This window comes from Sulfitobacter brevis (assembly GCF_900112755.1).
Lineage (GTDB): Bacteria > Pseudomonadota > Alphaproteobacteria > Rhodobacterales > Rhodobacteraceae > Sulfitobacter > Sulfitobacter brevis.
In genome coordinates, this window is the sequence record NZ_FOMW01000008.1 from 204,258 (window position 1) to 228,984 (window position 24,727).

The following is a 24,727-nucleotide window of genomic DNA, read 5'->3' on the forward strand; positions in this document are numbered from 1 at the left end:
TGATCATGAACACACAATCTGCGGTGAAAGCCGAAACCGCTAGGATCTGCGATCCTGTATCACTCGAGATCATACGCGGTGCCATTGCAGCAGCGCAATCCGAGATGGAGGCCCTGATTGAACGAACAGCAATCTCAGCCTTTATCCGGGAGAAAAAAGACTTTTATACCGCGCTCTTCGACGGCAACGGAACAATGGCCGTGGGGTCAATGGTGCCGATCTTTGGTGACATGACGCGCCCCGTGCTGGAGAAATTCCCAGCCGAAACCATGCAACCGGGAGATGTCTACTGGTACAACGATTGCTACGGCTCGTACGGGGCTATTTCGCATTCCAACGACCAAGTTCTACTGGCGCCGGTTTTTCGGGACGGTCATATCTGCGCATTCGTGATGAGTTGGGCGCACTTTGCCGACATCGGCGGGCTACGGCCCGGCTCTATCAGTCCTGATGCTACGGATATTTTTCAGGAAGGTGTGATGATCCCCGTAACGAAAATGATCGAGGCTGGTAAGGTTAACCAGGCTGTCCTAGACATTTTCCACCGAAATTCGCGCTTTCCGGATCAAAGTATTGGAGACATGCGGTCGCTAATGGCTTCTGTCGATTTGGGGACCAAACGGGTGGGCGAAATACTTGACCGCTTTGGCCCTGACGTAATGGCCGACGCTTTGGCGCAATTGCTCGACCGGACACGTCGTCTGGTGCGTACAAAACTTGCCGAGACTTTTGATTACGGGACGCACAAGTTTACCGATGCGATCGACAGTGACGGTCACGGCAACGGGCCGTTCCGGATGCGATTTGCGCTGACCCGCGAGAAGGGTGCTGACGGCGAGGACCGCTTTATCTTTGACGCGCGCGAGAGTGATGATCAGGCTCCGGGGCCCATCAACTATCTGATGAATAAGGGTGTCCCAGGCATGGCATTAGGCCTTTTTTATCTAGGCGGCGACCCGTCACAGGTTTGCAATGCAGGCGGCCCGAATGCGCTGGATGAAGTGCTGTTCCGCGAAGGATCTTTTTTGCAACCGCGATACCCTGCGCCGCTGGGACTGCGCGGGTTGACCGCGATGCGGATGATTTCTGCGATGTGCGGCTTGCTAAATACCGGCGGCGGCGACGCCCCTGCGGCTAATTCGGCCTATGTCGTCAACATTATGCGCGGCGAATTTCGCAACAAGACGGGCAGTTTGGAGCCTTATCTCTTGGCTGACGGCATCGGCGTGGGATACGGTGCGCGCGCGACGGCAGACGGAATTGATGCAGTCTATTTTGTTGCGCAGGAAAACTATCCGGTCGAGTTCCTCGAAGCGGGATATCCCGTCACGATGCGCGCTTATGGCGTGGTGCCAGATTCAGGCGGCGCAGGCAAACATCGCGGTGGTTGCGGTATTATCCGCGAGTACGAGATCCTTGCCGAGACGACCATGTGCGCGATCCGCATCGACAGCGTACAGAACCCACCTTGGGGCATCGACGGTGGTCGCTCGGGAAGGCACGGCATTGCAATAGTAAACCCCGGCACGCCGGATGAGATCGTTCTGAACCCCTTGTCCGACGGGAACATGCTGAAAAAAGGTGACATCCTGCGGATCGAGACGGGCGGCGGCGGTGGCCACGGTCATCCTTATGACCGGCCTGCCTTGCGTGTTTTGGAGGACGTTCTGGACGGATTTGTCACCGCCGTAGCGGCCCGCGATCTTTATGGCGTAGTGATCGACGAGGATGAAGTGAACACCGATGCCACCCAAACCCTCCGGGCGGATCGCCCGAAAGTTGGCCGTTTTTTCCGTCAGGAGTACGTTGATGCCCTCGTCTGATATGACATTTGATCCTTCTTACGCTGTCGCGGTTGATATCGGCGGCACGTTTACCGATATCTCTTTGCTGGACCGCGCTTCCGGACGGGTATGGCGGGCCAAGACCCCCTCTACACCGGACGATCCCTCTCAAGCCTTCATGACCGGCGTAATTGCTGTACTGAAAGACGCAGGTGTTGAGGCTTGCGATCTGGATCAGGTCCTGCACGGCACCACAGTTGCGACCAACATGATCCTTGAAAACAAGGGGGCCAAGACCGCGTTGGTAACGACACGGGGGTTCCGCCACGTTCTGGAAATTGGCCGTCAAGATATTCCACGCCACGCAAACCTCTTTACTTGGGTCAAACCCCGACGCCCTGTCCCAGCCGCGCGAATTCACGAAATTGACGAACGGATTGGCACTGGTGGAGTGGTCTTGGAGGAATTGAACGAGGCAAGCGTCGCGCGGGTGGCAGAGGCCATCCGCAAACAGAACGTCGAAGCTGTCGCGGTGTGTCTCATCCATGCCTACGCAAATCCCGAACACGAGACACGGGTGACAGAGCTTTTACGTGCCGCGCTACCCGATATTGACGTGACTTGCTCGACCGATGTGCTGCCAGTGGTGCGGGAATATGAACGCAGTCTCGCGACTGTTTTGAACGCGGGCGTGATGCCGGGTGTATCGACTTATGTCGAGCGGCTGGAGACGCGCTTGAAAGATGCAAATGCCGCTTCGCCCTTGTTGCTGATGCAATCCAATGGCGGGGTCGCTGGCACAGCTGCAATCCGTACGGCACCCGCCCTGACCGCATTGTCGGGTCCGGCAGCAGGCGTCGTAGGCGCCTGTGATGTCGCCAAAGCCTGCGGAATAGATGACATCATTACTGTCGATATTGGCGGTACTTCAGCTGATATCTGCCTTATCCGAGACGGTATCGTCGGGCTCACGCAATCTGGCAAGGTCGGCGATTGGCCCTTGTCATTGCCGATGGTTGATATGGTCACAATTGGGGCAGGGGGCGGCTCTATCGCTAAGGTAACCGACGAAACCCTCTCGGTTGGCCCTCATTCGGCCGGCGCGCGTCCGGGGCCCGCAGCTTACGGACATGGCGGCTCGCAGGCCACGGTGACCGATGCGCATGTAGCTTTAGGCCATCTGCCTGTGAGTCTATTGGGTGGTGAAATGTCATTGAATCAAGATGCCGCGCTGAAGGTTATCGACGACAATGTTGCAGGCCCGCTCGCTTTGCAGCGTCACGCCGCAGCGCGCGGTATTCTCGCCATCATGAACAACAACATGGTTGGTGCGGTTCGAACCGTGTCTGTTGAACGCGGTCATGACCCTCGAGACTTTACGCTTGTTCCTTTTGGAGGGGCAGGACCGCTGCATGGTGTGGCACTCGCAGAGCTTCTCGGCATCAAGCAGGTCATGGTGCCACCAGCCCCTGGTCTTTTGTGTGCTGACGGATTGTTGGCTGCCGATCTCAAAGCAGAGTTCACCCGCGCGTTGCCTACATCGGGTGCGATTGATCAGGTACAGGGCGATGCAATTGTAGCGGCGCTTGTCAAAGACGCGATTGCTTGGCTGGACGAAGAGACAATTCCGGAGCCAAGACAGGATATTCAGGTACGCGCGCTGATGCGGTTCCACGGGCAGGGTGGCGAAATTGCGGTGGATTGGTCGTCGACGCCGGAGGAAACTGAATCGCGATTCATGACAGCCCACAAGGCGCTCTACGGTTTTGTGCTGGATGCCGGAATCGAATTGGTGACCCTGAGGGTCGAGGCCGCAGGCCGGACCGAGCCATCCCCACGCCCTGATTTGGCTGAAGGCAGCGACCCGGTGCCGATCCAGTCCCAGACCGTACATTGGGAAACAGGAACCGAACAAACTCCGATTTATGATCGCGCAACCCTCGCTGCAGGAGCCTCTATTTCCGGCCCCGCGGTGATTACGCAGTTGGATACCACGACAATCATTCCGCCGGGATGGACTGCGACCGTGCATCCTTCTGCGGCGTTGCTTCTGAAAAGGAGCGCCGCATGAGCCAGATCGACTCCATCTTTGACTACATAGAAGAAAATCAGGATGCATATGTTCAGCGGGTTATGGACTATGTAAGCCATCCATCGATTTCCGCGCATAATATCGGGATCAGGGAGGTCGCAACGATGCTTGTCGACCACCTCAAAGAACTGGAATTCGAAGCCAGATTAGTAGAAACGCCCGGCCATCCATTTGTTTTAGGGCACCGGGATGTAGATCCTGCGAAGCCGACTGTCCTGCTTTACGGCCACTACGACGTGCAGCCTCCCGATCCGCTCGAGGCATGGGTCAGCCCGCCGTTTGAACCGGAAATTCGCGATGGTCGTATCTGGGCGCGCGGGATAGGAGACAACAAAGGCCAGCACTTTGCGCAACTCCTCGCCATCGAAGCACATCTGAAGATAACAGGGACCCTGCCTTGCAATATTATCTTCTGTCTGGAGGGCGAGGAAGAGATTGGCTCTCCGCAGATTGCCGAATTTGTGCGCGAACATATGGATGAGTTGCAAGCCGATCTTGTCGTGACCTCGGACGGCCCGCTGCATGAGAGTGGCCAGCCGGTGATTACATTTGGCGTGCGGGGTGTGGCCTCGTTTGATCTGGTTGCCAAAGGTGCGTCGCGCGATGTGCATTCAGGAAACTTCGGGGGTGTTGTCCCGAACCCGATCTGGACACTTGTGCAACTGCTTGCCACCATGAAGGACGCAGATGGAAACATCACCGTCGAGGGCATCAACGAACCGGTTATCCCACCGACAAACCTTGAGCTTGATGCGGCATCGCGTTTGCCACTGGATTTGGAAGCGGTCATGGCCGATCTTGGCCTGACAGCGCTGGATGGACCCGTCAACCGGCCCTACTGGGATCGGCTGATGTTCCATCCGACGCTAACAATCAACGGACTGCACGGCGGATACGACGGACCCGGCAGCAAGACTGTATTACCTAACCACGCAATCGCGAAATGCGATGTCCGTCTGGTTGAGCCGTTGACGCCCGACTATGTGTTCAAATGCATCGAGGCGCATGTTGCGAGGCATGCTCCTACAGTCCAGATGGTGCGGCACAACGGTATGCTGCCCTCAAAAACACCGATGGATAATGCCTTTGCATCGATAATTAGCAAGGCAGTCAGACGTGCGAGGGGACTCGATCCGCTGCTGTATCCCACTGTCGGAGGCAGTTTGCCTGATTATGTGTGGACGAAGATTTTGAAAAAGCCGGCATTTGTTGTGCCGTATGCCAATGCTGATGAAGCTAACCACGCTCCGAACGAAAATCTTGAAGTAGTGCGGTTCATTGACGGTGTACGCACTGGCGCGGCACTCTTGTTTGAGTTGGGCCAAACGGCTGAGTAAGTGTCATTAAGGGGGTGGATCCCCGTGTAAATTATGACCAATCAAACGGACGGTTTTGCGCTTTGGCTCAGATGTATCCAGCTGGATTCGTGCGAGGTGGCCCTAGTTCCCTAGACACTTGCCTCGATGGTTCTCTTCTGTTCTGTCTGTTCTGTTTCATAGTCAACCGGCGCCAGCATGCCGTTGTTGGTGTGCTTGCGGCTCTGGTTGTAGAACATCTCGATGTAATCGAACACGTCTTGCCCTGCAGCGTCGCGTGTGAGGTATGCCCGCCGCCTGATGCGCTTCCTTTTAAACAGCTGGAAGGATCTCTCTTGCCTCGCGGCCCGAGAAACTGGTGTGAAGCATCGGCCAAAAGATCCCGGTCCAAGACCAACTGCCCGATCTAGGAGTATCACTTGTCGAATCGGCAGCAATCACCGACTCCGGCGCCACGCCTCGGCACGTAAATGCCGTTGTCGTATTCCTTATCGCTGCACGCTTCCACGTGCCGATCTGGGTGGCAGGTACGCCGTACTTCGTGGAAGGTTCAGCTAAGGTCATCTCCTCGGATCGCTACAAACGTACCAAGGGCTTTGAACTCAGGAGAATGGCGTGTTCGCTTCTTCATTCTGGATCAATTTTTCATCAGGCAATCCACCTTAGCGACTGGTCCGAATTTCCGCGACCACCCCTGCAGTACCGGTCTACTCCAGGTCCGGATTTCGACATCCAAAAAAACCATGATTAATCCGACTGGCTTTTGAAGCGGCTTGGAGTGCAACAACATCCGCGTTCTCAGTTGTCAGTTGTCAGACAACTAGAGCAATGGTATGTCTGGTCGAAAGAGGATCAATCTTGTCTGTTAAACCAGCATCCCTGAGTGTCCGCCCCGTCGGTCGACGCCGCATCTCGGACGAAATCGCCGGACAATTGTCCGAGATGATTATTGGTGGGCAGCTTAAGGTTGGGACAAAGCTGCCCACCGAAGCAGAGTTTGTTAAGAAGTTCGATGCCGGGCGTAGTGCGGTACGTGAGGCGATCGCGCAGTTGCGCGAAGCGGGTCTGGTCGAAAGTCGGCATGGTGTAGGGGCATTCGTCTGCTCCCCAGTGGCCGCAGCAGGGTTCAAGATTGATCCGCAGACATTGTCTTCGCTTGAGCACCTGCGGCAGGTGTTAGAGCTGCGGATGGAGATCGAGGTGGGCGGTGCGTCCATGGCGGCGCGGCGGCGCACGCTGGATCAGCTGACAAGCATCAAAGAAGCGCTTGGTGCCGTGAAGGGGGCTTTGGAGGGCGGCGATCCAGCAATGAAGGAGCAGCGGGCCTTCCATCAACATGTAGCGACCGCCACCAACAACCCGTATTTCCGAGACCTTATGCGGTTCCTATACGAGAGGATCGACGCGGGCATCGCGGAAGATCTGGCAAGTTCGGTGCTGCGCGGCGATGGCCCGCAAGGCATCAAGAACGAGTTGCACACAATATACGAAGCGATCCGCATCGGGGATCCGGATATGGCACGCCGCGCGGCGTGGAACCACTTGCTGCGCACCGCCGACAGGCTTGGTTTGCGCGGCCTTCAAGGCTGGGAGGAAAGTCGGATGACATCATTGGGCGAAGTGAAGATACCCGTCTGCACCGCTGCGGACCTCAATCCACAAGCGCCGCGGTTTACTCCGCCTCCCGGGGCCACGGATTGCCACGCGCATATCTTTGGCCCGGACGCGCAATATCCCTATACGCCGCACCGCACCTACACCCCCCCCGAGGCCAGCGAAGCACAATATCTGCACATGTTGAGCAGTCTCAGCCTGTCGCGGGGCGTCATCGTTCAGCCTTCTGTCTACGGGCGCGACAACAGCTGCACGTTGGACGTTGTGCGCCGCCACCCCGAGACGTTGCGCGCAGTGGTCGTCGTGGACGAGGATATCTCGGATAAAGAGTTGGAGCAGATGCACGCGGATGGCGCGCGTGGGGTCCGGCTCAACCTGCTGTTTCGCTCCGGGGTCGAGGTGTCGGATGTCCGCCGGATCGCCGACAAGATCGCAGCGCTGGGGTGGCATCTGCAGATGTTGATCGACGTTTCCGAATTCGCCGACATCCGCGATACCTTGGGCCCGTTGCCCGTCGAAACAGTGTTCGACCACTTGGGCCACATGCCTACATCGGCCGGCACCAACCACCCCGGGTTTCAAGAGATGCTGTCGCTGGTCGCGGATGGCAAATCGTGGGTCAAGCTTTCGGGCAGCTACCGGATCACCGGGCAGAACGAGACGCCTTATACTGACATCGCTCCATTTGCGCGCGAGATTATCCGTGCGAACCCCGAAAGGGTGCTTTGGGCCACAGACTGGCCGCATCCCTACATCAACGTCGACATGCCGAACGACGGTGCCTTGCTCAACATGTTTGATGACTGGGCACCCGACGCGGCCACGCGGGACCGCATTCTCGCGGAGAACCCCGCGCGGCTCTACGGATTCGACACACCACGAAGCTGAACATCATCACGGAGGATACTAAGATGATTACAATGAAAAAGACCGCAAAGGCGCTCATCGTCGCGGCCGCTTTTGGCACTGTCGGTCTGCCCGTCGTTGCTGCCGAAACGCTGCGTGTCGGTTGGACTACTTCGGACAGCGCGCAGGACCCCTATGCCATCATGGCACATAATTTGCAGGCTGAATTGGACCAGCGTTTGCCGGGCAAGTTTGACGTGCAGATGTTCCCGAACAACCAACTGGGTGACGAGAAACAGATGCTTGAAGGCCTGCAATACGGCACACTTGATGTGGGCATCATCACCAATGCGTCCATTGCCAATCTCGATCCGGCGTTTCAGCTGAACGACATGCCGTTCCTTTTCGCCGATGAAGAGCAGGCGCATGGTGTGCTCGACGGGGAAGTTGGCCAAGAAATTCTAGGCAAATTGTCCGGCAAAGGCATGATTGGCCTTGGCTTTGCCGAAGGTGGTTTCCGCCACATGATCAACAATACCCGCCCGGTTGTCGCGCCAGACGATGTGAAAGGCGTGAAGTTCCGCACGATGCAGAACCCCGTGTTTATCGGTATGTTTTCTTCGTTGGGCGGCAACCCCACTCCGATGGCATGGTCGGAAACCTTTACGGCGGCCCAGCAAGGTACCATCGACGGGCTGGAAATCCCGTTGGCTGTGATCGTAGCGAACAACTATCCTGAAGTGACCAAATATCTGTCCCTGACTAAGCACACCTATTCCGCGCTTGGGATCATCGCGTCAGAACGCACATTTGCCAAACTGTCGGATGAAGAGAAAGCCGCCTTCAAAGAGTCTGCAACGGCTGCGATCTCTAAGCAGCGCACTCAGGTGGCTGAAGCTTCTGCTCAACTCGTGCAGCAATTAGAAGACGCCGGCATGACGGTCAACGAAATCGAGAACCCCGCTGCGTTCCGCGAACAGGTTCTGCCGGTTTACGAAGAGTTTAGAGGCGCGATCGGCGAAGAGCTGTTCAACAAGGCACTCGCCGAAGTTAAGGGCTAAACCTTTGTGCCGCCGCCCCATACGTAAGGGGGCGGCGGCACATTACTCATACGGTAAATGCGCTTCGGGGACCTGGCATGATTAATCTGCTCGACAGGCTGTCCAACTGGACAGCACGCGCCACCGACGCGGTGGTCATCTTGATGACGGTGGTGATGATGTCCGCCCTAATCTTGCAAGTATTTTCCCGCTATGTGTTGAGCGCCTCCCTTATCTGGTCCGAGGAACTGGCGCTGATCCTTTTTACCTGGACAACGCTGCTGGCCGCCACCAGCGTACTGCGCGATATGGCGCATGTGCGGCTTGATGTTGTGATCTCCTACTTGCCGCTGGGGCTGCAGAAATTCTGGAACAGAGTGATCACTATAGTCATTTTCTTGTTCTGCATCGCGCTCGCGGTTTCGGGCTACGACTACACTGTCAGCACGATGGGGCAGGTATCGGCGGCAATGCGTCTGCCGATCGAAGTGCTCCATCTCGCCGCCCCCGTCTGCGGCGGGCTCGGAGCGCTGCACGCATTCGCCCGCATCTTCAAGCCGGTTGTAGTAACTGGTAAGCCCAAGGAGTTTATCGGATGAGCACAGTTGCCATTGCAATTCTCGCGACTTTTCTCATTTCCATGTTTGGCGGCGTTCCCATTGCTTTTGCTCTCGGCCTGGCATCTGTGCTGGGGCTTTACATGGCGGATTTTCCGCTGGTTATCCTCGCACAGCGACTGATTGCGGGCACGCAAAGCTTCTCGATTCTTGCGATTCCGGGATTCATCCTTGCCGGGGATCTAATGATGCACGGCGGGCTGTCGCGGCGCTTGGTCAAGTTCTGTCAGGCGCTGGTTCAGCATGTCACAGGCGGTCTTGGCATGGTTACCGTCCTTTCGGCCACATTCTTTGCCGCGATTTCCGGTTCGGCACCGGCCACGACGGCAACCATCGGGGGCATCATGATCCCCGAGATGGAGAAGCGCGGCTGGAAGCGCGACTTTTCCGCAGCGCTGTCGGCGGCATCCGGCCCGATTGGGCAGATGATCCCGCCCTCCATCCCCATGATCATTTGGGGTGTGGTTGCCGAGGATTCAATTAACCAATTGTTTCTCGCTGGAATCATTCCTGGGCTGCTGATCGCCTTGGGGCTGATGCTGGTGTGCTGGATTGTTGCGCGGCGCAGCCCCCATATCCCGCGCGAGTCGCGCGCGACCCGCAAGGAGTTGCTCGACAGCCTTTGGGCGGGAAAGTGGTCCTTGTTAGCACCGGTGTTGATCCTCGGCGGCATCTATGGCTCGGTCTTTACCCCGACCGAAGCCTCGGCAATTGCCGTTTTCTATGCGCTGATCGTAGGGCTTTTCATTCACCGCGAGATGAAGCTAGCGGCATTGCCTTCGATTGTCATGGCGGCGATGCGAACCTCGGCAATTGTCTGTTTCATCATCGGCATTGCTTCGGCCTTTGGCTGGCTTGTAGCGATCGAACAACTGCCTTCGGCCATCGCGAGCGGCATAATGTCGGTTTCCACCAATCCGATTGTCATCCTGTTAATTCTGAATCTGTTTTTGCTCTTCATCGGCGCGATCATGGACAACATCGCGGCGATGATCATCCTTGGCACAACGCTATCCTCGATCGGAGCGCAACTTGGGCTCGATCCGATCCATCTGGGCGCAATGGTTGTGATCAATCTGGCCATCGGCATGGCGACGCCGCCCTTTGGCTATTCCCTGTTTGTAGCCTCGGCGATCAGCGGCCAGTCGATTGAACGGCTGAGCGTCGCTCTCTGGCCGATGCTGCTGGTGTCCTTCGTGGTGTTGATGCTGGTGACCTATGTGCCGGCGATAACGCTTTTCCTGCCGTCGTTTATACGCTGATTGAGGCATGAAGGCGGATCGCACAAAGGTGCCGGAAGGGCCTGTCGCTGACTTGACACGGAAGCTTGTGGTTGACGGTTTTTCCGGCCAGATTAGGACCTCGCGCGCAGTTCGGATTGTGACTGCTACGGACAATTCTATCTATTATCGCGAACCTGCCTGCGTGGTGGAGCCGAAGAGCACAGATGACATCCGCGCCGCAGTGCGCGGAGCCGCAGCGGTAGGCTTGTCGCTTACCCCACGCGGCGGGGGGACCGGCACGAATGGCCAATCGCTTGCCCAGGGCGTGGTGCTTGATACTTCCCGGTTCATGAACCGCATCCTGAGCTTTGACGCGAAGGCAGGCGTTGTGCGGGTGCAGCCGGGGGTCGTGCTGGACCAGCTGAATGACTATCTAAAGCCGCTTGGTTTCTTCTTCCCGCCCACTGTTTCGACCAGCTCCCGCGCCACGCTTGGGGGCATGGTTGCCACCGACGCCTCGGGCAAGGGATCGCGCCACTTTGGGCGGACGTCGGATTATCTCATGTCAGCCGAATTGGTTTTGGCCGATGGCACAACAGCCGAAATTTGCGATGTACTTGCAAGCGATGTTTTACCCGCTGGAATTATCAAAGAGGTGGCAACACTGCTGCGGGACGAACTGCCGCAGCAGGCTGAAGAGATCGCCCGGATCTCTCCGATGATGAACCGTGGTTTGACCGGCTATAATCTAAACGAGCTGCGCAAGCCGGACGGTACGCTACGGCTAACCAAGTTGCTGGCCGGATCCGAAGGCACATTGGCCGTAACGGCGGAAATGACGCTGAAGGTCATACCGCTGCCGAAATGCTTCGGCATGGCGATCATCGGCTATGCCGACAGCCTCACTGCGCTTGGCGCCGTCTCCGAGCTGTTGCCTGCCGACCCGCAGGCGATCGAGTTTCTGGACGACGTGACCGTCGATCTGGGCAAAACCACACCCTATTGGCCGCTATTGGAGCCGGTTCTGGGGGCCGCGATGGCCCGCTGTGGCGGCTTTCTGTTCGCCGAGGTCACTGGCCAGAACTATGAGGAAATCGACCGTCAGCTTGCCGCGTTGAAACGCGCAGCTGGGCACAGCAGAGCGCTGGGAGTCGTAGGCACACGCGACCCCGAGGTCGTGGCTGCACTAAACGGGCTTCGCAAAGATGCGGTTGGGTTGATGGGTAAGGGGAGGGGCCGCTTCAAGGGGACGGCTTTCGTCGAAGATGCCGCTGTGCCGCCGCAAAATCTGGTCACGTTCGTTGCGGGTTTTCGTGACATTTTGGACAGTCATGGGTTGGACTACGGCATGTACGGCCACGCCGATGTCGGTTGCGTGCATGTGCGCCCGCTGATGGATATGCGCCTGCCCACTCACCGCGAAAAGATTCGCCCGATATCGGATGCGGTGGCCCGATTGGCCCAAGAGCAAGGGGGGCTAATCTGGGGCGAGCATGGCAAAGGCGTGCGTGGTGAGTATGTGGCGCAGTACTTCGGGCCGGTCTTGTTCAACCTCCTACGACGGATCAAGGCGGCGTTTGATCCCTCCAATCTGTTCAACCCTGGCAAATTGGTCACGGCCGAAGGCACCTCATTCCCGGTCGACCGGATCGACAGCGTCGGGTTTCGTGGCGCGCGGGATGAGATCATCGCGGCGCATGTCGACTATGAGAAGGCGACCGATTGCAACGGCAATGGCAGCTGTTTCCATTGGGACACGTCGCAAGAAATGTGTCCGTCTTACAAAGTGACACGCGACCGTGTGCAATCGCCTAAAGGGCGGGCCGCGTTATTGCGCGACTGGCTGCATGCGCGCGAAACAGACGGAGATGTACAGACGATAGAACACGCGCTGCACCAATCGCTGGCCACCTGCCTGTCCTGCAAGGCCTGCACCTCGCAATGCCCGGTTCAGGTCGATATCCCGACGATGAAGGCGCGGTTTCTCGCTGAAACGTCCGGTGCGCGACGCAGTCTTCGGGATCGACTGATCCGGCGTATGGAGCCCCTCACAATCTTGGGCGCTCGGATTCCAGCTCTGGCTAATGCAATTCTCTCCCTTGGTCGGGACGGGGCTGCGCGCCTGTTGAAACTGGTCGACTTGCCGGAGTTTGATCGTGTGGGCTTTGACCGCCGCCTGAGCACAGCCGAATCCACCCGTCTAGTTCCTGGCCAGACCCTGCCTGCCAACGTAGCAAAAGACCGCGCCGTAATTCTGCTCTGCGACAGTTTTCTTGGCCCCTTCGACGCGAAGGTACTGGAAGCCACGGCGCGGGTGATGAAGCGCATGGGCTACAGGGTCTTTCACACACCAATCCTTCGTAACGGCAAGGCGGCACAGGTGCGTGGCTATTTGGGAGATTTTGAGAGGATACAAGCCCGCATGCTGTCCGATCTGGAAAAGCTGGCATCGACCGGTCTGCCGTTGGTCAGCGTGGAGCCGGCGGTTACGATGCTGTTCCGGCAAGATTGCACTACGCTGCCGAATGGCCTGCTACCCTTGCCGCTGGACAGATTCATTGCGGCTCGCGCACAGAATCTGCCTGCGGCCCAGGGGCAGGAGTTCCGGATGATCGGTCATTGCACTGAAACCTCGGCAGACCCCGGCAACCTGACCCGTTGGCAAGCGATATTCACTGCGGCAGGTTTGATCTTGCAGACCGAACGGGCCGGCTGTTGCGGCATGGCGGGGCTATTCGGGCACGAAGTGGAGCACCGCGAGATGTCGCGTGATATTTTTCAGCTGAACTGGGCCGATCGGGTCGCCGAAGGGCGGGGGCGGCTGTTGGCGACGGGCTTTTCGTGTCGGTCTCAAGCAAAGCGCTTTGCGAACGCGGAGCTTCGGCACCCTATCCAGGCTTTGGAAGATGTCTATGCGCGAGACTAGGCGGGCAGTGATACACGTCGCGTTCCAACACTAAGCTTATTCTGTGTAGCAGTATTGGTCCGTACCCGCGCGCTGGTCGCATTTCAATCTGCGTTGATGTGTGCGGAGGCGTTGAAGTTGGGCGAGTTTGCTAGGCTGCCCGATAAACGCGAAGTCCAAAGCGAGAGCCCTATTCACATCATTCATGCCGTTTGCAGTGCGTATGTTAGAGCGAAAATCGAACACCGCAGAGATACGGTGTAGGTGCCGTTCGCCGCAAAGCTGATGCACGCTTTTCATCCCCGCTTGAAGATGCTGAAGAAGCCCTAGAACAAGCTAGAGTTGCATTTTCTGAGCCCCGATGTCCAAAGTGGGTCAGACCTTAGTAAAAAACGCGTCGAGTACTTCGGCAGATCTGTCACTCATCGCCTGTGTGTTTGGGTTGAGAAGATATCGATCCTGTTGGCGCTCAATCTGAGAAAACCCGATCATTTCTTTGAATACACCCATTGACGTGACCGGCATCGGGAGGTCTTTTGTTTGGTGGGACCGCGCCAGAGCCGCTAGGTTTTGCTGCAAGGCGTGGGTCGCGCTCATCAGCCCAACGAGCGGAAAAACTGCAAGCCCAGCCACCTCTTCAATTTCTTCGGGTGACAAATCCGTTTCAAGCCAGCCGAGCACTTGGAGGGAAAGCGGCACACCACAGGCTTCCCGCAGACGACGCAAACCAGCAATGTCTGAAAAGCATTTCGAAATTGGCTGGATGAGGTCGGCACCTGCTGCAACATAGGCGCAAGCTCGCTCGATTGCCTCATCTTCTACCATCGAGTCGGTCCGTCCGATAATGAGTGTGTCGGCGTCGCGACGTGCCTCGACAGCGGCTCTAATTTTCCCTGCATTTTCCGTGATGGGCAATATATCAACTTTGTTAGCCACGGCTGGGCATCGCTTTGGGGCCTCTTGGTCTTCAAATATCATTGCAGCAACACCTGCCTTTTCAAAGGCACGCACAGTCCGCATGACGTTAATGGCGTTGCCGTAGCCTGTATCCGTATCCGCAACCAGCGGTACACCGATTGCATCCACCATCTTATCAACGACGCCCAGATTTTCTGTCATTGTGTAAAGCTCGACATCGGGGACGCCCAAGTGTGAGGCCGAGACTCCAAATCCCGTGCTCATCACCGCATCGAACCCTGCGTTTTCAGACAGCTTTGCTGAAAGTGCATCGTAGGCGCCTGCTGCCCAGACGGTTTCTCCCTTACGGAGTCTTTGAGCGAACTCGGATTTTGTCAAAACAGTCATGCGGAGATCTCCTTCTCGCGAGCGTGTAAATATCCGATCAGGCCGCCTTCTGCCAACATAAGACGGTCCCCCTCGGCAAGTGTTTCGATTGGTAATACGATGCCGGTGGTCAGGTTGCGGAACTCGAGCGCGGTCCAGTCGACCTCAACCTCATCCCATCGGCTCACATGCTGCCGGACTCCGGGGCAGGCGGCTTGCGGGAAACCCATAGCGATTTCGCCTCGCCAATATCCGGGTGAAAAGCTTTCGGCGACGACGCCTGCAATTCCCAGATGCCGCATCGCGATCATCGGGGGATAATGGGGGTGTCCGTAGCCAAAATTATCAGCCCCAATCAGAATGTCACCGGTCCGAACAGCCTTGGCAAACTCCGGGTCGTAGGCCGACATAGCTACGGCCGCGAGCTCGGCAGGATCTTTAAGTTTGATGTTCTCGACGCCGACGATCTGATCAACGTCAAAGTCTACTTCGTCGAAAATGAACGCTACGCGTCCGCGAAGATTGTTTAATGGCATTGCGCTATTCCTTTAAAGATATTTGCGCGGATCGGTAATGCAGCCATCAAGCGCGGCGGCGGCCACAGCAGCTGCATTGACGATGAAGATCTCCGAATCCCGGCTGCCCATTCGTCCACGAACATTCAGAGTACCCGTTGACACTGCCCGCTGGCCTGCGGCCATCGCACCGATGCGACCAAAGCAATAATCGCAAGATGATGAGGTTACAAAAGCGCCTGCTGCGACGAGGTCGGTGATTATACCCTCCTCGGCAGCTTGGCGCATGATCTCTTGGCTCGTGGGCACGATATTCAACTGAAACCCTGGCTTTATTTGGCGCCCTTTAAGCACCTGAGCAGCGATGCGCAGGTCTTCCAAGCGGCCGGATGCACAGGACCCAAGATACCCGACCTGAACTTCGGTCCCGGTGAACTCGGACAAATTTCGGGTGTTGGCGGGGCTAGGGGGTATCACAACAACCGGCTCAAGATCAGTGAGGTCTATTGTATGCACTGCCGCATAATTGGCATCGGAGTCCGAGCTAAGGGGATCAAGTTTCAGCCGTGCGCGCGGCAGGGCATATTCAAGGCTTCGGCTATCTGGATTAATGATAGCTGTAATGGCACCCGTGAACATCGCAAGACAGGTGATGGACTGCCGTCCTTCCAAGGAGATGTGATCTAAGGCCTCGCCGGCGATCTCCAAAACCTGAAATCGGCACGCAGAGGAACCAATTTCGCGGACGATGTGATGGAATATATCTCGAGCCATAACGCCGGGCCGCGGCTTTCCGGTTAACTCAACACGGGTAGTTTGCGGTACTTTAATCAGAATGTGCTCGTTCACAAAAGCTTCCAGCAGATGCCGGCGCAGCCCGATTGCAAGAGTTCCGAAGGTGCCGAGTTGCGAGATATGACCATCAAAATGGACGGCAAATGACCCCGGCGTGGCGTAGCCTAACTCGGCTGCGACCTGATGGCCGATACCCAACCTTTCATACACAGGAACGCCCTGTTCAGTGCCCCAATCACGGGTGATCTGATGCAATTCTTCTTCTTTCGGATTGATCGCAGGAACCATGTGGTCGATGAACATTGCAAATCGTTCAGGCGCCACCACCTTGTCGATGCCGAAATCTTCTTTCATTTGCCGGAAGATCACGTCGGTATATCCGGGGAAATCATAGGCAATAATAAAGTCGGGGCGGGCACGGATGTCGTCGCCTGCCTTAACCCGTTCTCTCCCCGCCGCACGCGCCAAGATTTTTTCTGCGATCGTCAGCCCCATAATCCATCCCTTTTTGCCGCCGCCCCGCGGTCAATGCCGCGGGTGTGTCATTAGGGATGCTAGGATTTAGATGGTTTAAAAGTCAACTGATAAACTTGATTTCAACTAGTGAAATCATCGAGGGCCAGCTCCTGCGTTATTTTCTTACAGCACCGCAGCAATTCCGTATAGGCGCGGGGCGGTGGGTCGATGCCTTCGGGGCTTGCGACGGTGGGACTTAATCCGCCGAGACTGACAGCTGCGACAACTGCGCCTGTTTCGTCCCTTATCGGAGCTGCCAAGGCCGACAGACCTTCGGCCACGTCATCGCGAGCATGGCTCCACCCTGTGGCGCGGATGCGCTCCAGCTCTGCGCGGAGTTCATCGCGATTGGTCATGCTCTGAGAGGTTAAGGCAATCAGGGGGGCATTTATGATTCGCTCCCGCTCGTCTTCTGGGAGATACGCCAGCAAAAGTCGAGGCGCTGCCCCACAGTTCAAGGGTAGTGTCCCACCGACGGACCACCACCGTACTTGTACCGGGGCGTCACCATGAAATCGAGACAAGCAAACCGCGCTATCCTCATGTAAAACTGAAAGAAATACCGTAGTTCTTATGTGGTTGGAAAGCTCGTTTAATGATGTCTCTGCAATATCTCGCAGCGACTTTCCGTCCGGTACCGCGGCTGCCCAACGCATCACTTGCATCGCAAGAAAGTAGTTTCCGGTTTTCTGGCTTTGTCCGACGACACCCTCATCGCGCAATGTAACAAGCAATCGGCGCGTGGTACCGGCATCCAATTCCGCCTGCTTCGCAATTTCACCTAAGGGGAGGTGTGGGCGTTCTGGGTTAAAGCAACGAATGATTGCAATGGCGCGTGATACTGACCGAACCCGCGATAAAGTCTGACCGGATCTTTCAGATTTTTCTTCATTCGGAGGCGTCATACCTCGTGGTTTTTCGTTTTGCATCATAGTGGAGCGCCTTTCGCCGTAACATGATTTTCCCCCGCTAACGCAGGTCGGTTGGGGGATACTAGCTCAGCCCCTCGGATTTCAACAGATGAAATCGTATTTGCTTATTGACTTTTAATTTGGAACTCGTCGATGTTGATCATGCTTCACATCTGTTGGAGCCAAACGGGAGGAATATTATGAAACACCTTTTTGCAGGGACAGTCGCCGCCTTTGCCCTTAGTGCTCTGACGTTGGTAGCCAGCCAAGCAGATGCAGCGCCGCGCGAACTACGGTTTGCAGAGTTCGGACCCAACGCAGGCGCACGCGCAGGAGGACTTGAATGGCTCGACGAGGAGATGCGCAAGCGCTCGAACGGAGAGCTCGGTCTTGATATCATCTGGGGTGGTGCGCTGGTCGGTGCTGCCGGTGCGGCGCAGGCGATATCCGATGGCGTGGCTGATATGGGATCAATCGTGCCCGTATATGCCCCAGGTCAGCTCGTGACCTATGAAGTGGTGGATACACCACAGTTTCCGGATGAATACGTCGGCATGATGGCTACTTACGATCTGATGACGCAAAATCCGACCGCTCTGAAGGAAGCCGAAGATTTCAACGTTGTCTATTTCGGGAATTACACTACCGGTCCGACACAGTTGTTGACCCGCGACAAGCCTGTGAAATCGCTAGCTGATCTGGAAGGTATGACAATTCGCGCCACGGGTGCCTTTGTTCCGGCGATCGAAGGCTTTGGAGGCGCTACAGTTTCCGTGTCGCAGCCCAATGTCTACGAAGCGCTGTCAAACGGATCAGTCGACGGATCCACGACGTACTATTATGTGGTGGATGGCTACAAACAGTACGAAGTTGCCAAGTATATGACAGAGTTGAACATGGGTCAGACGCTCGCGTTTGGTATCGTATTCAATAAGGGGGCTTATGACAGTCTGACGCCTGAACAGCAGGACATGATGAACGAGCTAGGCCATGACTTTACGGTGCGCATGGCGGAAATTATGCATACGTCACGCACCGAGACAAAAGCCAAACTTGCCGCAGGTATTGATGGCAAGAAGGTGGAAATGATCGATGCGCCCGATGATATGCGCAAAGCAATGATTGATCTTGCCGAGAAGGACGCAGTCAATTGGGCCGAAAAGGCCAACGGTAAGGGACTTGATGCAGACGCCGTGCGCGGTGATTTTGATAAGCGCGTCGCGGATTATCAGGCGAAGGTGGATTCTGAAGGTTACCCTTGGAAATAATCCCCCAGTGCTTCCGGTCTGCCTGCAAAGGCAGACCGGAATAGTTTGATTTTATGCACCACGAAGAGGGCAGCAGATGAGCGTACTTGTTTCGGCCTACCAAAGTGTCCTCAGGGGGCTGGAGCAGATGAGCCTCGTGATTGCGGGCATTGTCTTGCTTGGGATGGGCGGCATCATGACCGCATCGGTTTTGGGAAAAGAGCTTTTCCTTCGGCCAGTGCCAGACGACCTGCTTATGGTCGGGTTGCTGAATGTGGCGGTGATTGTGCTTCCACTTGCCTACGTCGAACGGACGAGAGGGCATATTGCCGTCAGTGTCACGACGGATTGGCTCCCCCCCCGTGCGCTTGGGGCCCTGAGGGCTTTTGGCGCATTTGCCATGGCTATATTTTTCGGGGGCATCGGTTTTATGGTCAGCCTCAGGATGCCAGGTGAGATCGCGAAGGGCGCCTACTATGATGGTGCTCTGCAGATCCCGACATGGCCGATGAAGGCAATTTTCGGTTTCGGTATTTTGCTTCTGGTATTGCGACTGCTCAGCAGCATTGCTGCGGGCGTCACAACTGCCATCACAGGCCGCGATGAAGACCCTTCGCTAAGTGAAGGTGCGCATTGATGGATCCGCTCATTGTCGGGCTGCTCGCACTCGCAGTCACTGTGTTTCTCCTTGCAATCAGGGTCCCGATAGCCGCGGCGCTTGGGATATCAGCCTCAATCGGTGTCTTCATTATCTTTGCTTGGCGACCAGGAGGGGAATTTGTCGCTGCTTATGCTTGGCGACCTACGCTGTCGTTGATCGCGAATGGTCCATATGATTTTTTGAAGAGTTACAGCCTAGCGACGGTGCCGCTTTTTATCTTGATGGGGCACCTAGCCTATGAGGCAGGTTTTACCACTGACATTTATCGCGCCGCGCGGCTTTGGCTGGCGCGATTGCCCGGCGGCGTTGCTATGGCCTCCGTCTTGGGGTGCGGCGGGTTTTCCGCTATCACCGGTTCGTCGGTCGCCTGTGCGGCTGCTATGGGACGCATCGCCATCCCAGAGATGTTAAAGTTTGGATACTCGAAATCACTGGCGTCTGGATCAGTGGCGATCGGCGGTACTCTTGGATCATTGATCCCCCCGTCTATCCTCTTCATCCTTTTCGGTATTTTTGCTGAGCAATCCATAGCCAAGCTTTTCATGGCCGCAATCATCCCCGGTCTGCTTTCGTTGCTGGCTTATATGCTGGTAATTTTTATTTGGGTCAGTCTGCGGCCCGAAGCTGCACCACGCCCCACTGAAACGATTACCAACGCTGATCGTTGGCGCAGTCTGGGAAAGTGCTGGTCAATCGTTGTGCTGTTTGTGGTTGTCATTGGCGGTATTTACGCAGGATATTTTACGCCCAGCCAGGCCGCCGGTGTCGGAGCCTACGCCGCTCTCGCATTGGGGCTCCTCCTAGGGCGGTTGAATTTCTCAAAGATTGCTGCCGCTCTCAAGGAGAGCGTCTATCAGTCGTCGATGATTTTCGCTATCGCATTGGCGGGGAAAATCTACGTGAGCTTCATTGCACTGACTGGACTTTCGGGTGCGATTGGCGATTGGATTGCTACATCGGACGCCTCACTGGCGCTTGTTTTGTTGCTTATTGTTATTCTCTACCTTGTTCTGGGCATGTTTCTTGATTCAATCGGGATCATCCTCCTTACTTTGCCGCTCACCATTCCGATCATCCAAGGGTTCGATCTGTCGCTCATCTGGTTTGGCGTTGTAGTGGTCAAACTGCTTGAAATTGGATTGGTCACGCCGCCCATTGGCCTGAACGTTTTTGTGATCAAGTCGATCGTCGGCACCCAGATCAAATTGGAAACGATCTTTAAAGGCATCGGGGTGTTTCTCATAGCCGAAGTCTTTGTGCTTGGACTGATCGTCTGCGTACCAGCCGTGTCACTTTGGCTGCCAAGTGTTTTGCAATAACCCATCAATGAGGAGCATCTGATGTCCACGTCACCCCAAAGCCCACGCGGCCTTTTGCACCCACCCGAAACACTGCCTCGGTTTGATGCACCGCCCCTTACGGCGCTGCGCCCCCCACGGTGCCCACCCTACGTCGAGATTACAAGCTCCGACCAGTTGATGCCCTACCTCGAACACGTGGCACAGCGGCCCTACAACCATGGGCTCAATGCATGCTGGGATCTTCAACCGGGCGAGCGGGTGCTGTTGCGGGTCGACAACTGGCATAGTGATATGACCATCGAGGCATGCCAACGTATCCTTGAGAAATACGGTGTGAAGTACGAGATACAAAAGATTGACCGCGGCCCCATCCCCCAATGGGTCGGGGCTGATGAAGTGGACTACTATCTGTTTAGGACCAAAGAGTTGGCCGAATGGATGGACATGTGGGAAGAGGAAGAGAAAAAGCAGCAGTACGACAAGATATTGATGGGCTACGGCGGTCCGGTTTTGGCGGAGCGCTATATCAAGATTCAGCGCATGCCATTCATCACGCCCGAAATCCTGGCCTCGCCTGCGCACGCTATGCCTATTGAAGTTTTGAACGCCATCGATCGTTGGACCTGGGATCGCGTAAGGACCGCAAAACGCGCGCGGATCACCGATCCAGAGGGGACAGACATTTCCTTTACCAACCACGATGAGTATTGGGACGCGAACCGTGAGTTTTACGCTGAAGACCTGACCGCCGCGACGTGGACCGGCAACGAAAAATTCGGGAAGCAGTTCTTGCCTGGCCACATTACGGGTCGGCCTTGGATGTTCCACCCTTTCAAGGAAGACGGGTGTGGCGTCATCGCAGGCACCACAAACCACATTGCGCCCGTAGACTGGACCCGGCTTGAGGTCGAAAACTCGCGCATCACCAAAATTGAAGAAGGCGGTGACTTTGGGGACCGCCTGCGCGACGTGATGGAGAAAACCAAAGACATCCAATACCCTACTTTTCCTGGCAAAGGAATTATGCATTGGTGGGAAGCGTCGATCGGTACAAATCCCCACATACACCGTCCACGCAAAGATTTCCCCTCAGGTTTTGTCAATTGCCTTTACGAGCGCGTGCGCTCTGGTGTCATTCATATGGGGTTCGGCACTATTATCAGCTCCATGGCCGAGCGGGAGGCCGCCCGTGCCGGCCACCTCGTCGGCCACTGGCATCTTCATCTTTATTTCCCAACCTATATGACCGAGCGGGAAGGCGACAACGAACCTATCATTGAAAATGGTCGATTGCTGGCGCTGGATGATCCAAAAATTCGGAAGCTCTGCGCCAAATACGGCGATCCTGATATGTGGCTCGATGAAAGTTGGAATCCTGCCGTTCCGGGCCTTAATATGGCAGGCGATTACTGGGACCACTACGCGCGAGACCCGCTCCACTGGGTAAAGACGGAATTAGAAATCTGCCGAAACGACCATCCGATGTTTATGAAGATGACCGGCGCGGATGATAAGTATTGTCAGGGCGCAGGAGCTGATTGGTGGAAAGGTGGCTGTTGTAATCACAGCGGCGTCAGCGCTCCTCCTTTGCCGGGCAATTGTTGCGGCTAAGCATGAGATGGCATGCAAATTTTAACATACCATTTTGCAACGAGCTCACCTGGTTCGGAGAAAATGCTTCAAACAAAGCATGTAAAAAGTAACCGGTGCACCGATCCCACCTATTTGACGTAATTCCACGGTAGCAGCTCGTTGATCTTGCTTTGTTTGTGGCCAGCGAGGATGGCTGTGAGCGTATTGGTCAGATAGGCGTGCGGATCGACATCGTTTGATTTGCAGGTCTCGATCAAGGAAGCGATTACCCCCCAGTTTGCGGCTCCGGCGTCGTGGCCAGCGAACAGCGCGTTTTTGCGATTCAAAGCGATGGGCCCGATCGTGCGTTCCACTGCGTTGCTGTCCATTTCGATGCGTCCGTCAGTCAGAAACAGGCACAGTCCATCCCAGTATTTTGCGATGTATCTGAGCGCTTCACCCAAAGGGGCTTTGGCAGACAGCCGCGCGCGGTTGGTCGTGAGCCACTCCTCAAACGCGGCGATCAACGGTGCTGATCGGTCTTGCCGTGCTGCCAATCGCACCTCGGGTGCCAGGCCTCGGATATCCTTTTCGATCCGGTAGAGCGCAGCGATCTGTTTCAGCCCGTCTTCGGCGATGGGGGCAGTGCCAGATTGTGCAACTTCGTGCAGTTTGCGGTGGGCGCGGTTGCACGACAGTATGACAGCGCAACCCTATCATCGACACGTTTGAGTAGGCGATTGTATCCCGCATACCCGTCCACTTGGAGGATGCCGGAGAAGCCTTTCAAAATGTCATCGGCATATTGGCCGGAACGCCCCGGCGCATATGCAAAGGCGACGCCCGGCGGGGCTGCTCCACACCATGGCCGATCATCACGCGCAAGGGCCCAGAAGTAACCAGTTTTGGTTTTGCGTTTGCCCGGGTCGAGCACTGGTGCTCCTGTTTCATCCATGAACAGTTTGGTTGAGCGTTTCAGATCAGCCATTAACGCATCGAAGACAGGACGGAGTTCATAGGCTGCCTTGCCGACCCATCCTGCGAGGGTGGAGCGATCCAGATCGATGCCTTGGCGGCTGTAGATCTGTGCTTGGCGATACAACGGCAAGTGATCCGCGTATTTGCTGACAAGAACATGCGCCACCGTTGCCTCTGTCGGCATGCCGCCGGGGATAAGCCGGGCGGGTGCGGGTGCCTGAACAACCCCATTGGTGCAGGACCGGCAGGCATACTTTGGGCGACGCATGACGAACACACCGAACTGGGCGGGGATGATGTCGAGGCGCTCAGATGTATCCTCACCAATTATATGGCGCTCACCACCGCAGCCGCAGGTCCATGCGATATGCCACGCGAAATCTCCTCACGCTCTTCTAAACTCAATGCTTCAGTGCGCCTAAATCGGTGACGCGGTCTAATGCCGCCATGATACTGGAGATACGAGAAAACGGTAGCAGGTGGCTTGTCGATAACGCTTGCAATATTCGCCATTGGCGTTCCGCGTTCCCACTCGCGCCAAATCACTGATTTCTTTTGTTCGTCCATCGGCAGCGGCTTAGTCATCAACACAGTCCTTAAATGCAAAGGTTCATACTGTGTTGCAGTGACCGCCTGAATCCATCGTGTTCAAAAGTAGAATTTTCTCGGCAAGATATCTGAGGAGATTTACGATGAAGAACGGACGATTTAGCGATGCGCAGATTATGGCTGTGTTGAGGCAGGCGGAGGGCGGTGTGCCGGTCTCTGATCTGTGCCGGGAGCACGGGATGAGCAGTGCCAGCTTTTACAAATCGCGGGCCAAATTTGGCGGTATGGACGCGTCGCTTATCGCAGAGATGAAGGACATGGCCGAGCAGAACCGCCGCCTCAAGAAGATGTATGCGGAGATGAGCATGCAGAATGAGTTGCTCAAGGAAGCCCTCGGAAAAAAGTCTTGAGGCCGTCTCATCGACGAGAGATGGCCATGAAGGTGGTGGCGGTGCATGGGGTCAGTGTCGCGCTGGCGTGCCGCACGTTCCAGATCAGTGAGACCTGCTATCGCTACAGTCCAACGCTGAGTACCGAGAACGAGGAGATCGCCGATTGGCTGGAGCGTCTTACCACGAACAAACGCAACTGGGGCTTTGGTCTGTGTTTTCTGTATCTGCGCAATGTGCTGCGTATTCCGGGGTGATCCGGCCACCTGTACCGATAGCATCCGGCCACCCATACCGATTTGATCCGGCCATGGATTCCGGGGCATCCGGCCACCCCTATTTTGACACGATTTAAGCGACTGCGAGGCGATCTGTAGCAGGGCTACTCTGGCGTTCATTTGAATGAGAGAGAGCCCAATGAAGAGATTGCCAATGCGGAAGATACGGGAAGCTTTGCGGCTTCGATCAGATGGATTTTCAGGACGCCGTGTTGCGCAAAGCCTGTCGGTGGGCCGCGCGACGATATCGGAGTATTTTCGGCGCGCCGATGTTGAAGGCTTGAGCTGGCCTCT

16 protein-coding genes and 4 pseudogenes are annotated in these 24,727 nt (G+C 56.2%); 13 read left to right on the forward strand and 7 right to left on the reverse strand.

Annotated elements, in window-relative coordinates:
* The first annotated feature begins 5 nt into the window (after nucleotides 1–5).
* Genes BM174_RS12725 through BM174_RS12735 form a run of 3 tightly spaced genes read left to right on the forward strand, consistent with a single transcriptional unit; the run spans nucleotide 6 to nucleotide 5,213 of the window.
* Entirely contained in the window at nucleotides 6–1,823 is a 1,818-nt protein-coding gene (locus tag BM174_RS12725; protein ID WP_245766359.1) for a hydantoinase B/oxoprolinase family protein, read from the forward strand.
* On the forward strand, nucleotides 1,810–3,855 hold the full coding sequence (locus BM174_RS12730; RefSeq protein ID WP_093924233.1) for a hydantoinase/oxoprolinase family protein: 2,046 nt from the start codon (nucleotides 1,810–1,812) through the stop codon (nucleotides 3,853–3,855). Before BM174_RS12725 ends, BM174_RS12730 begins: the two co-directional genes overlap by 14 nt.
* Complete coding sequence (locus BM174_RS12735) at nucleotides 3,852–5,213, forward strand: M20/M25/M40 family metallo-hydrolase (RefSeq protein WP_093924234.1); 1,362 nt, start codon at nucleotides 3,852–3,854, stop codon at nucleotides 5,211–5,213. The genes BM174_RS12730 and BM174_RS12735 overlap by 4 nt, the downstream gene beginning before the upstream one ends.
* A 110-nt stretch (nucleotides 5,214–5,323) precedes the next feature.
* Here the strand turns inward: BM174_RS12735 and BM174_RS21410 are convergent.
* A pseudogene (locus BM174_RS21410) lies at nucleotides 5,324–5,527 on the reverse strand (IS3 family transposase); the annotation flags it as partial.
* A gap of 523 nt (nucleotides 5,528–6,050) precedes the next feature.
* Between BM174_RS21410 and BM174_RS12745 the strand changes: the two are divergent.
* From BM174_RS12745 to BM174_RS12765, 5 genes are all read left to right on the forward strand, one after another.
* Nucleotides 6,051–7,694, forward strand: coding sequence for an amidohydrolase family protein (locus BM174_RS12745; protein WP_218152930.1), 1,644 nt, complete (start codon nucleotides 6,051–6,053; stop codon nucleotides 7,692–7,694).
* A 23-nt stretch (nucleotides 7,695–7,717) separates the two neighbouring features.
* Nucleotides 7,718–8,713 (forward strand): TRAP transporter substrate-binding protein, encoded by a 996-nt coding sequence (locus BM174_RS12750; protein WP_218152931.1) that lies wholly within the window; start codon nucleotides 7,718–7,720, stop codon nucleotides 8,711–8,713.
* 77 nt (nucleotides 8,714–8,790) lie between these two features.
* The gene (locus BM174_RS12755; RefSeq protein ID WP_093924236.1) at nucleotides 8,791–9,291 is read left to right on the forward strand and encodes a TRAP transporter small permease; all 501 of its coding nucleotides are present in this window, start codon (nucleotides 8,791–8,793) and stop codon (nucleotides 9,289–9,291) included.
* Complete coding sequence (locus BM174_RS12760; RefSeq protein ID WP_093924237.1) at nucleotides 9,288–10,571, forward strand: TRAP transporter large permease; 1,284 nt, start codon at nucleotides 9,288–9,290, stop codon at nucleotides 10,569–10,571. The genes BM174_RS12755 and BM174_RS12760 overlap by 4 nt, the downstream gene beginning before the upstream one ends.
* A 52-nt stretch (nucleotides 10,572–10,623) precedes the next feature.
* The gene (locus tag BM174_RS12765) at nucleotides 10,624–13,458 is read left to right on the forward strand and encodes an FAD-binding and (Fe-S)-binding domain-containing protein (protein WP_177209477.1); all 2,835 of its coding nucleotides are present in this window, start codon (nucleotides 10,624–10,626) and stop codon (nucleotides 13,456–13,458) included.
* A 354-nt stretch (nucleotides 13,459–13,812) separates the two neighbouring features.
* Here the strand turns inward: BM174_RS12765 and BM174_RS12770 are convergent, their stop codons facing one another.
* From BM174_RS12770 to BM174_RS12785, 4 genes are all read right to left on the reverse strand, one after another.
* Nucleotides 13,813–14,742, reverse strand: a complete 930-nt coding sequence (locus BM174_RS12770) for an isocitrate lyase/PEP mutase family protein (protein WP_093924239.1) — start codon at nucleotides 14,740–14,742, stop codon at nucleotides 13,813–13,815.
* On the reverse strand, nucleotides 14,739–15,257 hold the full coding sequence (locus BM174_RS12775; RefSeq protein ID WP_093924240.1) for a 3-isopropylmalate dehydratase small subunit: 519 nt from the start codon (nucleotides 15,255–15,257) through the stop codon (nucleotides 14,739–14,741). Before BM174_RS12775 ends, BM174_RS12770 begins: the two co-directional genes overlap by 4 nt.
* A gap of 12 nt (nucleotides 15,258–15,269) precedes the next feature.
* Nucleotides 15,270–16,526 carry a 3-isopropylmalate dehydratase large subunit gene (locus BM174_RS12780; protein ID WP_093924241.1) on the reverse strand — a complete coding sequence of 419 codons (1,257 nt, stop codon included), beginning with the start codon at nucleotides 16,524–16,526 and terminating at the stop codon, nucleotides 15,270–15,272.
* A 101-nt stretch (nucleotides 16,527–16,627) separates the two neighbouring features.
* Entirely contained in the window at nucleotides 16,628–17,479 is an 852-nt protein-coding gene (locus BM174_RS12785) for an IclR family transcriptional regulator (RefSeq protein WP_093924242.1), read from the reverse strand.
* 179 nt (nucleotides 17,480–17,658) lie between these two features.
* On the opposite strand from BM174_RS12785, the gene dctP reads away from it, so the two are divergent.
* The 4 genes from dctP to BM174_RS12805 all read left to right on the forward strand — a co-directional run bounded on the left by dctP (nucleotide 17,659) and on the right by BM174_RS12805 (nucleotide 22,278).
* The gene (dctP, locus tag BM174_RS12790; RefSeq protein WP_093924243.1) at nucleotides 17,659–18,726 is read left to right on the forward strand and encodes a TRAP transporter substrate-binding protein DctP; all 1,068 of its coding nucleotides are present in this window, start codon (nucleotides 17,659–17,661) and stop codon (nucleotides 18,724–18,726) included.
* 76 nt (nucleotides 18,727–18,802) lie between these two features.
* Nucleotides 18,803–19,342 carry a TRAP transporter small permease gene (locus BM174_RS12795; RefSeq protein ID WP_093924244.1) on the forward strand — a complete coding sequence of 180 codons (540 nt, stop codon included), beginning with the start codon at nucleotides 18,803–18,805 and terminating at the stop codon, nucleotides 19,340–19,342.
* A complete protein-coding gene (locus BM174_RS12800) occupies nucleotides 19,342–20,685 on the forward strand; it encodes a TRAP transporter large permease (RefSeq protein WP_093924245.1) in 1,344 nt (447 codons plus the stop codon). The genes BM174_RS12795 and BM174_RS12800 overlap by 1 nt, the downstream gene beginning before the upstream one ends.
* 159 nt (nucleotides 20,686–20,844) lie before the next feature.
* Entirely contained in the window at nucleotides 20,845–22,278 is a 1,434-nt protein-coding gene (locus tag BM174_RS12805) for a hypothetical protein (RefSeq protein WP_218152932.1), read from the forward strand.
* Nucleotides 22,279–22,388: 110 nt separating this feature from the next.
* Here the strand turns inward: BM174_RS12805 and tnpC are convergent.
* A pseudogene (gene tnpC, locus BM174_RS12810) lies at nucleotides 22,389–23,572 on the reverse strand (IS66 family transposase); the annotation flags it as partial.
* Nucleotides 23,548–23,802 (reverse strand): annotated as a pseudogene (locus BM174_RS12815) (IS30 family transposase); the annotation flags it as partial. The pseudogenes tnpC and BM174_RS12815, both read right to left, overlap by 25 nt.
* A 107-nt stretch (nucleotides 23,803–23,909) precedes the next feature.
* On the opposite strand from BM174_RS12815, the pseudogene BM174_RS12820 reads away from it, so the two are divergent.
* Nucleotides 23,910–24,394, forward strand: a pseudogene (locus BM174_RS12820) (transposase); the annotation flags it as partial.
* Between the last annotated feature and the right edge of the window lie 333 nt (nucleotides 24,395–24,727).